Below are 12655 nucleotides of genomic sequence, written 5' to 3'. Positions count from 1 at the left end.
CCTGATATCGACACCCGGTCGGGGTGGTCTCACCCACCCCGGATGCGGACACCGGCTACTTCGGGAGCAGGATGGTGGCAGCATTGATCGGGTACCGGCGGTACCGGCGGTGAAGCGAGGCGGTAGATGGAACGCAAGGGCAGGTTCTCCCAGTGGCTGCGTCGGCCGAGGAGCGGAGCGGGCGGCGAGAAGGGCACGGGAGCGGGCGCCGGGGGCGTCCGCGAGGACCTGCTCATGGCCGCCGCGGCGGCCGGATTCCCGCTGGCACCTGCCGCCCACCCGTCCGGTTACGGCTGTTCCTGTGACCGCATCGGCTGTCCCACCCCGGCCCGCCACCCGGTCTCCTTCGCCTGGCAGACCCAGGCGACCACCGACCCCGACAAGGTCGAGCAGTGGCTGCGCGCCGATCCGCAGGCCAACTTCATCACCGCCACCGGCATCGTCCACGATGTGCTCGACGTGCCCGCGGACGCCGGGCGGCTGGCCCTGGAGCGGCTGGGCGCGGCCGAGGTCGAGGTCGGGCCCGTGGCCACCAGCAGCGGCGATCTCCAGCAGGGCCGGATGCTGTTCTTCTCGGCCACGCGGGGCACGCCCGACGACGAGGACGAGTGGTGGCCCTGTGAGCTGGACTGCCATCCGGAGACCATGGACGAGCATCCGGGGCTGCGGTGGCACTGCCGGGGGAGCTATGTGCTGGTGCCGCCCGCGCGGTTGCCCGGGGACGGGCATGTGGGGTGGGTGCTCGGGCCGGAGCGGCCGCTGCCGGATCCGCTGACGCTGCTGGAGGCGCTCACCGATGCGTGTGCCCGCTTCGCGGGCGAGGACCAGGATCAGGCTGCTGCTTGGCCCATGGGGCGGTAGGGAGGTTTCGTTGTCGGGTGCGGGCCGGTGGGTGGGGTGTGCCCACCCGTCCCGCCCTGCGGGACGATTGCCCACACCGGTGCTTATTCACCCTTCGCGGCGGTTACGCCTTCCAGGCGGTTGAGGAAGACCACCTTCGGGTCGGCCGCGTCCTTCGCGGGGACCCGCACCGCCGACTCGGCCACCCTCGTCAGCGTCACCGCCTTCTTCGCCTCACCCGTCATCAGCGCCTTGATCTGCGGGTCCGGGTTGGGCCGGAACCCCTTCGCCATGGTCTGCTTCTGCCGGTGGTGCGAGCTGAAGAACACGATCGCTCCGCCGTCGGAGGTGCGCAGCCCCACCGGGGCGTCCTGCGCGCCCTGCGCCGGGGTGTCGATGTACTCCGTCCAGAACTTCGGGGTGCGCAGGAACTTCTTCCGGGTCTCCCGCATCCCCGAGGTCGACTGGCCGTCGGCGAAGACCGAGCCCTCGCCCGTCATCAGGTAGTCGGTGTACTCCGCGCTCAGCTTGTCCGGCCGGGTGGCCAGCTTCGGGGTCGGCCCCTCGGCCGGGACCGGCTCGGCCCAGCCGTCCTTGTCGGTCGCGAAGTCCGGCACCTCGTCCTGGCTGAGGATCGACAGATACGCCGCCTTCCAGGGCTCGTCGGCGCCGCCGCGGGTGAAGACGAACAGCCAGCGGTTGTCGTCGCGGTTGCTGTCGGTGTCCGCGACGAAGAACTTCGGCCAGCCCACCTGCCTGGGGATGCGGTAGTTGACGTCGGACAGCTTCAGCGCCGGGTACTTGGGGTTGCCGCCGGGGGAGGTCGCGTGCTGGGCCTTGAGGTCGGCCGTGGTGATGGCCTCCAGCGGGCCCGTCTCGACCTGGCTCGCCAGCGCCGGATCCAGCTCCCGGTACGCCTTGTTGTAGGTATCGGTGAACCGCTTGAGCGCCTCGGGCGCCTCAGCCTTGTCCACCGACGGAATGTTCTCCCGCTCGCCGTGCACCGTCATGCACCCCGTGAGCGTCATCCCCAGCGTCAGTACCACCGCTGCGGTCGGAACTGCCACCTGCCGACGGGGCGTCCTGCGTGTCATGGGGCTCCGGCTCCCGATTCCTGGGGGCTGCTGTGGACGGCGACACCCTACCGGGGCGCAGGAACAACGCGAGCGTGGGGACCAGGTAGAGCGCCCACATCCACACCTGAAGCCGGGTCGGATCCGGCTGGAAGTTGAAGACGCCCTTGAGCACCGTGCCGTACCAGGAGTCCGGCGCGATGGTGGAGCTGATGTCGAAGGCCACCGAGTGCAGTCCGGGCAGCCAGTCGGCCTCCTGGAGGTCGTGGAAGCCGTACGCGAGCACCCCGGCCGCCACCACGACCAGCATCGCACCGGTCCAGGTGAAGAACTTCGCCAGGTTGATCCTGAGCGCGCCCCGGTAGAACAGCCAGCCCAGCACCACCGCGGTGACCAGGCCCAGGATCACGCCGATCAGCGGGTCCGCCGTACCGTCGTTGCTCGCCTGCACCGCCGTCCACACGAACAGCGCGGTCTCCAGACCCTCCCGGCCGACCGCGAGAAAGGCCGTGGCCACCAGCGCCCCGGTGCCCATCGCGAGCGCCGCGTCCAGCTTGCTGTGCAGTTCGGACCTCAGATGGCGGGCGGTGCGCCGCATCCAGAACACCATCCAGGTCACCAGGCCCACCGACAGGATCGACAGCGAGCCGCCCAGCGCCTCCTTCGCCTCGAAGGTCAGCTCCTGCGAGCCGAACTCCAGCGCCGCGCCGAAGGACATGCTCAGGGCGACCGCGACGGCGATCCCGAGCCATACCGGGCGCAGCGCGTCCCGGCGCTCGGTCTTGACCAGATAGGCGACCAGAATGCAGACCACCAGGCTGGCTTCGAGCCCTTCACGCAGTCCGATCAGGTAATTGCCGAACACGAGGTTCGCCTTCCTTTCAGGGATCCGGCAGGAGTCCGTCAGGAGAACAGCGCCCTGCCCCACCAGTCGTCCGCGTCCCGGACGCCCGGCGGGATCGCGAAGAGCGCCGAACCCACGTGCTGGATGTACTCGTTGAGCGCGTCGGAGCGTGCCAGCCGCCGCTGTACGGGCACGAATCCGTCGCGTACGTCGTGCTGGTAGGCGAGGAAGAACAGCCCCGCGTCCAGCCGCCCCAGACCGTCCGTGCCATCGGTGAAGGAGTAGCCGCGGCGCAGGATCCGGACCCCGCCGTTGGAGTCCGGATGCGCCAGCCGGACGTGCGCGTCCGGCAGCATCGCCTTCAAGTTGGGCTCGTCGTGCTCGCGCTGCTTGCCCTGCGGCGCGCCCTCGCCCTTGTCCCGGCCGAAGACGTCCTCCTGCTCCTTGAGCGAGCTGCGGTCCCAGGTCTCGATGTGCATCCGGATGCGGCGCGCCACCAGGTACGAGCCACCGGCCAGCCACGCCGGGCCCGCCTTCTCGCTCACCCACACATGCCGGTCCAGGGCGGCGGTGTCGGTGCCCGCGATGTTCCGGGTGCCGTCCTTGAAGCCCATCATGTTGCGCGGGGTCTGCGCGTCCGGCGTGGTCGAGGAGGTCTTGCCGAAGCCCAGCTGCGACCAGCGGATGGCCACCTTGCCCATGCCGATGCGGGCCAGGTTGCGGATCGCGTGCACGGCCACCTGCGGGTCGTCCGCGCACGCCTGCACGCACAGATCGCCGTCGCTGCGCGCCGGTTCGAGGTTGTCGCCGGGGAAGGCGGGCAGGTCGATCAGCGCCTCGGGGCGGCGGCCGACGATGCCGAAGCGGTCCTTGCCCTTTTTGTCGGTGAAGAGCGTGGGCCCGAAGCCGATGGTGAGGGTGAGCCGGGACGCCTTGAGGCCGAGCGCCTCGCCGGTGTCGTCCGGCGGGGCCTCCGCCAGATCGCTCACCGCGCCGCCGCCGACCGCGTGCCCCTGGGTCATCCGGGCCGCGGCCTTGGTCCACTCCTTCAGCAGCGCGATCAGCTCGGCGCGGTCGTCGGTGGTGACGTCGAACGCCGCGAAGTGCAGCCGGTCCTGCACCGCGGTGGCGATGCCCGCCTGGTGCGCACCGTGGAAGGGCACCGCGGCGCCGCTGTCGGCGACCGTCTGAGTGTCGTCCGCACCGCCGCCCAGCGCGGCCGCCGCGCCTCCCGCGGCCGCGGCGCCGAGCGCGAGCCCGGCGCCTCCCCAGCCGATCAGCGCCCGGCGCGAGGGGGCGGTACCGGTTTCGTCGTTCATGCCCGGCCCCCTCACTTGGTGACGACGGCGGCGGCGAGCCGGGAGAGCGGTTCGGCGAGCGCGTTGACCGCGTCGGACAGCTCCTTGCGCTTGCTCTCCGAGACGGTGTCGTACGACACGAAGCCATCGCCCTCGCGGTACATGTCCAGGAGCTTCTCGACGGCCGTGAACTGCTTGTCGAGCGATGTGGCCAGCTCCGGGTCGTTCTTGGCCGCCACCGGCTTGAGCAGCGTGTAGGAGGTCTTGGCGCCCTCGACGTTGCCCTTGAAGTCCACCAGGTCGGTGTGGCTGTAGCGCTCCTCCTCACCGGTGACCTTGCCGGTCTGCACCTCGTCCAGCAGCTCCTTGGCGCCGTTGGCCATGCCGGTGGGGGTGATGTCGGCGGTGCCGACGCGCTTCTGCCAGTCCTTCAGGTCCTTGATCAGCTGGTCGGCGAGGTCATGGTCGGCCGCGGTGATCTTCTTGGTCTGCCACAGCGACTTCTCCAGCCGGTGCCAGCCGGTCCACTTCTGGCCCTTCTCCAGGCCGTCCTCGCGCACATCCACCTTGGGGTCGATATCGCCGAACGACTCGGCGACCGGCTCGGTGCGCTCCCAGCCGATACGGGAGGGGGCGTAGAGCTTCTTGGCGCCCTCCAGGTCGTCCTTCTTGATCGCGTCGGCGAACTTCTGGACCACGGGCAGCGTGTCGTCGGCCTGCTCCTGGACGTATGTCCGGTACGCGGCCACCGCCTTGTCCAGTTGCGGGTCGCGCGGGGGCAGCTTGCCCTTGCCGGTGGCGGACACCTTCTGGCGGATGCCGTGGCCCTTCATCCCGGGCTTGCAGGCGATCTCGTACGAACCGGCCTTGACCTCGGCGTTGATCGAGGCGCGGGTGCCGGGCCCGATGTTCTCCCGCTCGGTGACGATCCGGTCGCCGGGGGCGTAGACATAGACCTCGGTGACCTTGGAGCCCTTGTTCTCCACCGCGAATGTCACATGCCCGGCGGGGAAGGAGTTCTTGGAGACCTCGCATGCACTGTCGGAGGCGGTGACCTGGACGGCGTCGGAGTCCTTGGCGTCGGACTTCTGGGCGCAGCCGGCGACGGCGGTGATCGTCGTCAGCGCCGATATCGCGGCGACAACAGAGGTGCGAGCGGCTCGCATACAGGCTCCAGACGGAATCAGGACAGGGTGGACAGGGGGGACAGGGCGGGAGCAAGGCTGCTGGATAAGGCGGGCCTAACTTAACTGAGCCTTGCCTGTGTGGATCGTACGTAAGGTCAAGGATTTCCCTGTGAATGGCAAAGGTTTGGCCAAGCTGGCTGATTTGATGCGGTTCGTTGTCGGGAAAGAGTGACGCACCTCTCTCGCCTCTCTCTCGCACCTCTCTCACGGGTCCGACCCCTTCTCCGGGCGCGGGCCGTCCGCCGACCGGCCGCGCAGCGGCAGCACGATCGGCTCCCCGGTACGGGGATGGCGGATCACCTCCACCGGCTGCCGGTAGACCCGGGACAGCGGCGCGGCGTCGAAGACCTCCGAGGGCGCGCCCTCCGCCGCGATCCGGCCCCCGTGCAGCAGCGCCGCCCGGTCCGCGTACGCGGCGGCCAGCGACAGATCGTGCAGGACCACCACCACCGCGTCCCCCGCCGCGGCCCGCTCCCGGCACACCCTCAGAACCAGCTCCTGGTGGCGCAGATCGAGGGCGGCGGTCGGCTCGTCGAGCAGCAGCAGCGCGGTGCGCTGGGCGAGCACCCGGGCGAGCGCGACCCGGGCCCGCTCACCGCCGGAGAGCGCGGAGAACGGCCGCGCGGCGAACTCGGCCACCTCGGTCCGGTCCATCGCGGCCGCCACGGCCGCCTCGTCCTCGTCCTCGGCGGGGGTTCCCGCCCAGGGCGCCCGGCCCATCCGTACGACCTCCTCGACCGTGAACGGGAAGGAGAGGGTGGCGGTCTGGGGCAGTACGGCCCGGCGCAGCGCCAGCTCGCCCGGCGTCCACGCGGCCACCGGTCGGCCGCCGAGGCGGACCGTGCCGGACTCGGCGGGCAGATCGGCGGCGAGCGCCGCGAGCAGCGTGGACTTGCCCGCGCCGTTCGGCCCCACGAGCGCGAGCACCTCCCCGGCCCGGACGGTCAGTTCGGCCTCGGCCAGCACGGTACGGCCCGCCAGCCGCACCTCCAGCCCCTCGGCCTGTGCCACCACCGCGCCGAGGGGGACGGGGTCGGGGAGCCGCCGGGCGCGGGCGGCGAACAGCCGCCATGCGCTCCGGGCGCCGCTCATGCCCAACCCCCCTGCCCGCGGCGGGTCCGGCGCAGCAGCCAGAAGAAGAACGGGCTGCCGACCAGGGCCGTGAGCACCCCGAGCGGCAACTCGGCGGGCCGGGCCGCGGTACGCGCCGCGAGGTCGGCCGCGAGCAGCACCAGCGCACCGGTGAGCGCGCTGCCGGGGACGAGGAAGCGGTGCCCGGGACCGGCCGCCATCCGCAGCAGATGCGGCACCAGCAGCCCGACGAAGGTGATGACCCCCGCGACGGCGACCGCGGCCGCCGTCAGCAGCGCGACGACGAGGATCAGACCCCTGCGCAACCGCTCGACGTCCACGCCCAGATGGCGCGCCGGGCGCTCGCCCAGCGCGAGCAGATCCAGCTTGCGGGCGTACAGCGGTGCGACGGCCAGGCCCACCAGCGCGCACGGCAGCACGGCCAGCACCTTGGGCCAGGTGGCCTGGGCCAGCGAACCGAGCTGCCAGAAGGTGATCTCGGTGATCCGGGCGTTGTCGGCGTGGAAGACGGCAAGGCCGATGAGCGCGCCCGCGAAGGCGTTGACCGCGATCCCGGTGAGGATGAGCGTGACGACTTCCGTACGGCCGCCCGACCGCGACAGCGCGTAGACGGCGAACGCGGTGAGCAGCCCGCCGAGGAAGGCGCACGCGGTCACCGTCCAGTTGCCGAAGACGTCCAGGCCGAGGGCGATCGAGCCGACCGCGCCGACGGCGGCGCCCGAGGAGATGCCGACGACCCCCGGCTCGGCGAGCGGATTGCCGAACACCCCCTGCGTCAGCGCGCCCGCGCACCCCAGCGACGCCCCGACCAGCAGCGCGAGGACGACGCGCGGCAGCCGTACGTTCCACAGCACGCTCTCGCCGACCCGGTCCAACTCGGCGCCGCCCAGACCGATGCGATGGAGAAGCGAGCCGAGCAGCGGGCGCAGCGGTATCTCGTACGCGCCGACGGACGCCGAGATCAGCACGAGCACGACGAGGCCGGCACCGAGACCGGCGGTGAGCTTCCAGCCCCTCCGGCGATTGAGGAGCGGGGTCTGGGGCGGAGCCCCAGTTGTGGGAAGGGGCGGGGAGGGGAGCAGCCCGCCGCGGGCGCCACCATCCACCGAACCCCCCTCGGGCGCCCCCGACCGCTCCACCGTCATCGGCCACTGCCGTAAAGCTGCCGAACCAGCGACGCCAACACCCGATCAGTACGCGGCCCATAACCGAGCAGCACACCATCATCGACCGCAACAACCCGGCGATCCATCCCGGCCGGAGTCTCCGCGACCCCCGGCACCTTCAGCAGCCCGTCCACCCCGCCGACCGACTCAAGTCCCTTGGTCATGACGAGGATCGCGTCGGGCGCCGCCTTGGCGAGCGCCTCGCTGGTGATGGGGGTGAAGTCCTTCGTCAGCCCGGACTCCTTGCCCGCGTCGACCGCCCCCGCGGCCTCCAGGAGCGAACTCGCCCCGGAGCCACGGCCGCCGAGCAGATAGACCGAGGCGGTGCCGCGCAGATAGAGGAAGGCGACGCGGGGCCGGTGGGCCGCGGCGGGGATGTCCTCGCGCACGGCCTCGATACGGCGGTCCGTGCGCTCCCGCAGCTCAGCCCCGGCCGCGCGGACGCCGAGCGCGTCGGCCACCGCGTCGATACGCGCGCCGACGTCGGACAGCCGCTTCGGCGGGTCCAGCACGACCAGCGGAATCCCGGCGTCCCGTATCTGGTCGATGGCCTCGGCCGGGCCCGTGGTGGTCTCCGCGAGGACCACGCTGGGCTTCAGGGAGAGCACGCTCTCGGCGGAGACGTCATGGGCGCGGGTGACCACGGGCAACTTGGCCGCCTGCGCGAAGGTGGCGGTGATGTCGCGCGCGACGACGTTCCTGCCCAGGCCCAGGGTGAAGACGATCTCGGAGAGCGAGCCGGTGAGAGGCACGATCCGGTCGGTGGAGCGAACGGTCACCCGGTGGCCGTCGGCGGACCGGACGGTGGCGGGGAGACGGGGCGTCGGCTCGGCGCGCAGGGGCTCCACCCGGTCCGCGGCCGCCGCGGCCGTACGCCGTGAACCGGCGTCCCCACCGCCTCCGCCGCCTCCGCCGCTTCCACCGCAGCCGGTGAGCGCGAGGACGGCGAGGAGGGTGAGGAGGGCGAGGAGCGGGAGGAGGGCGGCGACCAGGGGCCGCCTGGCGAGGCGCGGTGCGTGGGGTCTGTGGGGCACGGGCCCCACTGCCGACTGCGGTTGATCCACTTTCCGCCCTTCCGCGTCGTCGCGCTGTTCCGACCTGACGGCCTATAGCTTAGGTTAGCCTTGCCTTGCTTCACTAGAGGGAGGAGGGGCCTCTGATGCTGCCGTTGGGACCAGCGGAGCCGTCACGGCAGGTCCGTACGTCCACCGCGCTCACCGCGGCCGCCGTGCTCACGCTCACGCTCTGCGCCACCCTGCTGAGCGGCCCCGCCGCGCGGGCGGCGGACCGTACGGTCGCGGGCGGGCGCCTGGACTGGGGCATCAAGTCCTCGTTCCAGAGCTATGTCACCGGGCCCATCGCGAAGGGGAGCTGGAGCCTGCGGAACGGGGCGGCGACGGTCGGCAGCGACCAGTTCCGCTTCCACTCCGCCACGGGCTCCTACGACCCGGCCGACGGCGCGTTCGACGCGGCGTTCTCCGGCGGGGTGCGCTTCCTCGGCCACCGGCGGCCGAACGGCTCGTACCAGCTGGACCTCACCATCGGCAGCCCCACCGTCCGGATCGCCCAGGGAGGCGGCAGCGGCACCCTCTACGCCGATATGACCGGCAAGGCCAAGGGCAGCGGCGAGATCACCAGCGCCCGGCAGGTGCCGCTGGCCACCCTCGACCTCGGCGGGGTGGCCATGCGCGGCGGCGGATCGACGGTGGTGCTCAACCACCTTCCGGCGAAGCTCACTTCGCGGGGCGCCGAGGCGTTCGCGGGGTACTACGCGGCGGGTACGGAGCTGGATCCGGTGAGCCTGTCGGTGGACGCGCCCGCGCGGAAGCCGAGCGCCGAGCCGACCCAAGGCCCCAGCGCTGAACGCGACAAGGACCGGCCGCGCGGTGCCTTCACGACGGCGGCCGTCGACTGGGGGGTGCGCCGCACCTTCCGGGAGTACGTCACCGGCCCGATCGCCAAGGGGGAGTGGCGGCTGTCGCGGGGGGCCCAGGACGGCGGCGCGCTCTTCCGCTTCCCGGGCGGCAAGGGGACGTACGACGAGCGGCGGCACACCCTCAGCGCCACCTTCCAGGGCCGGATCGCCTTCCGGGGCAAGGATCTCGACCTCGCGCTGAGCGGGGTGTCCCTGCGGATCGCGGACGGACGCGGAACGCTGGCGGCGGATGTGACCCGCGACGGCACCACGGCCGGGGCCGTGCCCGTGGCCACCTTCAAGGCCCCTCAACTGCGCCCCGAGAAGGGCCTGATCGCGCTGACCGAGGCCCCGGCCACGCTCACTTCGCGGGGCGCCGAGGCGTTCGGCGGGCTCTACCGGGCGGGCACGGCCATGGACCCGGTCTCGCTCGCGGTCGCCCTCGACGCCGGGGCCGCTCTTCCGCCCCTGCCCGACCTGGGCGACTCGCCCTCCGCCACACCCGAGCGGTCCGCCGAGCCGGAGGCCCGGCACACCGCGTCGCCCGCGGCGGCCTCCTCGTCGTCGGACTCCTCCGCCGCGCCGTGGGTGGCGGCCGGGGCCGGGGGCGCGCTGCTGATCGCCGCGGCCGTCCTCGTACCGCGGTGGCGCCGACGCAGGGCGGCGGCCGCACCACCCGACCGACCGGCCCGCTGACCCACCACGCCCTGGCCCACCACGCCCTTACCGACCGCGTCCTGGCCCACCACGCCTTGCCCACCACGCCTTGCCCACCACGCCCCTCAGCCACCACTCCTCACCCGACTCCGACCGGGAGGCACCTGACCATGACCGTCCCACCTACCACCTCCACACCCCGCGGACCCGCACCTCGCGGACCCGCACCCCGCAGACCCACCGCCCGCGGCGCCCTGGCGCTCGCCACGGCCGTCGTCGCCGCGGCCGCGCTCGGGGCCGCCGTCACCGCCCTGCCCGCGCACGCCGCGGCGGACGCGGCGGCCGCGCCGGGCCTGGAGCTCAAGGACGGCACCCTGGAGTGGGGTGTGAAGGAGGGGTTCCGGAAGTACGTCACCGGCCCGATAGCCCATGGCGCGATCGAGGTCGCGGACGGCGCCGAACAGGCCCCGGACAACGGCCCGTTCACCTTCACCGACGGCACGGGCACGTACGACACCTCGACGCACGCCGTGGACACCACCTTCAAGGGCAAGGTGCGCTTCACGGGCCACGCCGGGGCGCTCGACCTCACCCTCGCCGACCTCAAGGTGCGGACGGAGGGCACCTCGGGCGAGATCACCGCCGATGTCACCTCGTCCGGCACGACCAGCGACGACGTCGCCCTCGCCACCCTCGATCTGTCCGGGGTGACGCCGGGCACCGGGGAGGGCGGCCGGATGACCTTCGCGGACATCCCGGCGAAGCTCACGGCCGACGGCGCCAAGGCGTTCAACGACATGTACCAGGAGGGGCAGGAGCTGGACCCGGCCACGCTCTCAGTGACATCGGGCGCCGCCACCTCGCCGACGCCCTCCGCGACACCCACGCCCACGCGCTCGCCGTCGGCCAGTCCGACTCCGACTGCCCCGACCCCCACCCGCACCACGAACGGGCCCACCGAGGCACCCGCCACCGAGTCCTCCGGCGCGGCGCCCGGGGTCGTGGACGGCAACCTCGACTGGGGCGTGAAGAAGTCCTTCCGGGACTACGTCACCGGCCCGATCGCCAAGGGGAAGATCACGCTCACCGGCGGCGCGGCCGACCACGGGGACGGCTATCGCTTCCCGCACGGCGAGGGCGCGTACGACGCGGGCGAGGGCTCGCTGGACGCGGCGTTCGACGGCGCGGTCCGCTTCACCGGCCATGAGGGCGCGCTGGACCTGAAGTTCAGCGATCTGAGCATCGAGGTCGAGGGCGCCAAGGGCGCACTGGTGGCCGATGTGTCCTCGAAGGACCGCGAGACGGGCGAGGTCACCGACAGCGAGGACGTCAAGGTGGCCGACCTCGCGACGGGCTCCGCACTCCCCGAGCCCGAGGACGGGGTCATCACCCTCACCGATGTCCCGGCCGCCCTGACGGCCGACGGCGCCAAGGCGTTCGGCGGCTTCTACGCGGCGGGCGACGCCCTCGACCCGGTCACCGTCGCCGTCTCCCTGGACGAGGACGCCGACCTGCCCGGCGGCAACGCGGGCGACACCGGTGGAGGCGACGATACGGGCGGTACGGACACCGGAGGCTCCACCACCGGCGGCGGGGCCGTCACCGGCGGCTCCACCACAGGCGGCACCGGCTCCCTGGCCACCACCGGCACGGACATCCCCACCGGGGCGCTGCTGGGCGGGGCCGCCGTCATGGCCGCGGTCGGCACGGCGGCCGTCCTCGCCGCCGCCCGCCGACGCATCGACGCGCCGGCCCCCGGCGGATCCTGACCGACCCGCCGCACCAGACGCCCGCGCTCACCGCCTCCTTCTGCCCGGTGGGCGCGGGCTTGGGCGCGGACGCCCGCGGACGGCGCCGCCTCATGTGCCCTCCTCTGCCCGAGCCAGGCGTGCTGCCTCCTCGTAGACGCTGAGCAGCCGCTCCCCGGTCTGGCATACGACCCCGGGCGTCCGGCAGGCCGGGCAGCCCGCAGCGTGCTCGATGGCCGCCCACCACGACTCCTCAGCGTTCAAGGCGGCCTCGGTCTGCTCGCCGCCCGCCATCAGCAGCGCTCCTGCGGCCTGGCCCGGAGCACCGTGATGAGGCCAAGCGGGCGGTCGACGAGGCGGATGATCAATCGCACGTCATCTCCCCCCAGACCTGCTTGCCCCAGCGGTACCGGTCCGTCCCCCATCGGTCGGTGAGGGCGTCGACCAACAGCAGCCCCCGGCCCCGGGTGTTGTCGCCGTTGGAGTCCGTCCGCAGGTAGGGAACGTTGCGGGAGCGGTCCACAACGCCGAAGCGGACCAACGTCCCGGAGGGCCGGGTGACGACGACCCGGATCGACTCCAGACGGGCGTGGTCCACGGCGTTGGAGACCAGTTCGGTGATGACCAGCGCGGCGTCCTCTATCAGGCCCTCCTGCCCCCAGGCGGCCAGTGCGGCCCGCACCAGCGTGCGGGCGGCCTCCGCGCTTTCCGGTACGCGGCGCATGGTCTGGGAGTACCCGGGGTGCCCCGTGGGGCGAGGTGTAGCGGTCACGGACATCAGGACCTCGGTGGGTGCGAAGTGAGCGGCCTTGTCCGAGTGAACGACGGCTCGCCG

General features: G+C 72.5%; 11 protein-coding genes. 3 read left to right on the top strand and 8 right to left on the bottom strand.

Annotated features, from left to right (window positions below; all coding sequences use genetic code 11):
- Nucleotides 1–126 precede the first annotated feature (126 nt).
- The gene (locus AB0E24_RS36580; protein WP_069869234.1) at nucleotides 127–861 is read left to right on the top strand and encodes a bifunctional DNA primase/polymerase; all 735 of its coding nucleotides are present in this window, start codon (nucleotides 127–129) and stop codon (nucleotides 859–861) included.
- An 83-nt stretch (nucleotides 862–944) separates the two neighbouring features.
- Here AB0E24_RS36580 and AB0E24_RS36575 read toward each other — a convergent pair whose 3' ends face one another.
- From AB0E24_RS36575 to AB0E24_RS36545, 7 genes are all read right to left on the bottom strand, one after another.
- Nucleotides 945–1868, bottom strand: coding sequence for an SCO2278 family lipoprotein (locus tag AB0E24_RS36575; protein WP_473965393.1), 924 nt, complete (start codon nucleotides 1866–1868; stop codon nucleotides 945–947).
- Entirely contained in the window at nucleotides 1801–2778 is a 978-nt protein-coding gene (gene efeU, locus AB0E24_RS36570; RefSeq protein WP_359383734.1) for an iron uptake transporter permease EfeU, read from the bottom strand. The genes AB0E24_RS36575 and efeU overlap by 68 nt, the downstream gene beginning before the upstream one ends.
- Before the next feature lie 38 nt (nucleotides 2779–2816).
- Nucleotides 2817–4076, bottom strand: coding sequence for an iron uptake transporter deferrochelatase/peroxidase subunit (efeB, locus tag AB0E24_RS36565; protein ID WP_359383731.1), 1260 nt, complete (start codon nucleotides 4074–4076; stop codon nucleotides 2817–2819).
- An 11-nt stretch (nucleotides 4077–4087) separates the two neighbouring features.
- The gene (efeO, locus tag AB0E24_RS36560) at nucleotides 4088–5221 is read right to left on the bottom strand and encodes an iron uptake system protein EfeO (protein WP_359383729.1); all 1134 of its coding nucleotides are present in this window, start codon (nucleotides 5219–5221) and stop codon (nucleotides 4088–4090) included.
- A gap of 225 nt (nucleotides 5222–5446) precedes the next feature.
- Complete coding sequence (locus tag AB0E24_RS36555; protein WP_359383726.1) at nucleotides 5447–6334, bottom strand: heme ABC transporter ATP-binding protein; 888 nt, start codon at nucleotides 6332–6334, stop codon at nucleotides 5447–5449.
- Complete coding sequence (locus tag AB0E24_RS36550) at nucleotides 6331–7479, bottom strand: FecCD family ABC transporter permease (protein WP_359383725.1); 1149 nt, start codon at nucleotides 7477–7479, stop codon at nucleotides 6331–6333. The genes AB0E24_RS36555 and AB0E24_RS36550 overlap by 4 nt, the downstream gene beginning before the upstream one ends.
- Entirely contained in the window at nucleotides 7476–8534 is a 1059-nt protein-coding gene (locus AB0E24_RS36545) for a heme/hemin ABC transporter substrate-binding protein (RefSeq protein WP_435865363.1), read from the bottom strand. Before AB0E24_RS36545 ends, AB0E24_RS36550 begins: the two co-directional genes overlap by 4 nt.
- Nucleotides 8535–8659: 125 nt before the next feature.
- Here AB0E24_RS36545 and AB0E24_RS36540 point away from each other — a divergent pair, with 125 nt between their 5' ends.
- The gene (locus AB0E24_RS36540) at nucleotides 8660–10111 is read left to right on the top strand and encodes an HtaA domain-containing protein (protein WP_359383722.1); all 1452 of its coding nucleotides are present in this window, start codon (nucleotides 8660–8662) and stop codon (nucleotides 10109–10111) included.
- Nucleotides 10112–10242: 131 nt separating this feature from the next.
- Nucleotides 10243–11841 (top strand): HtaA domain-containing protein, encoded by a 1599-nt coding sequence (locus AB0E24_RS36535; RefSeq protein ID WP_359383719.1) that lies wholly within the window; start codon nucleotides 10243–10245, stop codon nucleotides 11839–11841.
- Between the two features lie 343 nt (nucleotides 11842–12184).
- Here AB0E24_RS36535 and AB0E24_RS36530 read toward each other — a convergent pair whose 3' ends face one another.
- Nucleotides 12185–12544 (bottom strand): ATP-binding protein, encoded by a 360-nt coding sequence (locus AB0E24_RS36530; protein ID WP_308311531.1) that lies wholly within the window; start codon nucleotides 12542–12544, stop codon nucleotides 12185–12187.
- Between the last annotated feature and the right edge of the window lie 111 nt (nucleotides 12545–12655).

This window comes from Streptomyces malaysiensis subsp. malaysiensis, assembly GCF_040653035.1.
GTDB classification, from domain to species: domain Bacteria; phylum Actinomycetota; class Actinomycetes; order Streptomycetales; family Streptomycetaceae; genus Streptomyces; species Streptomyces malaysiensis.
Note: the sequence above shows the minus strand (reverse complement) of the source record. Positions and strands in the feature narration are given on the sequence as shown.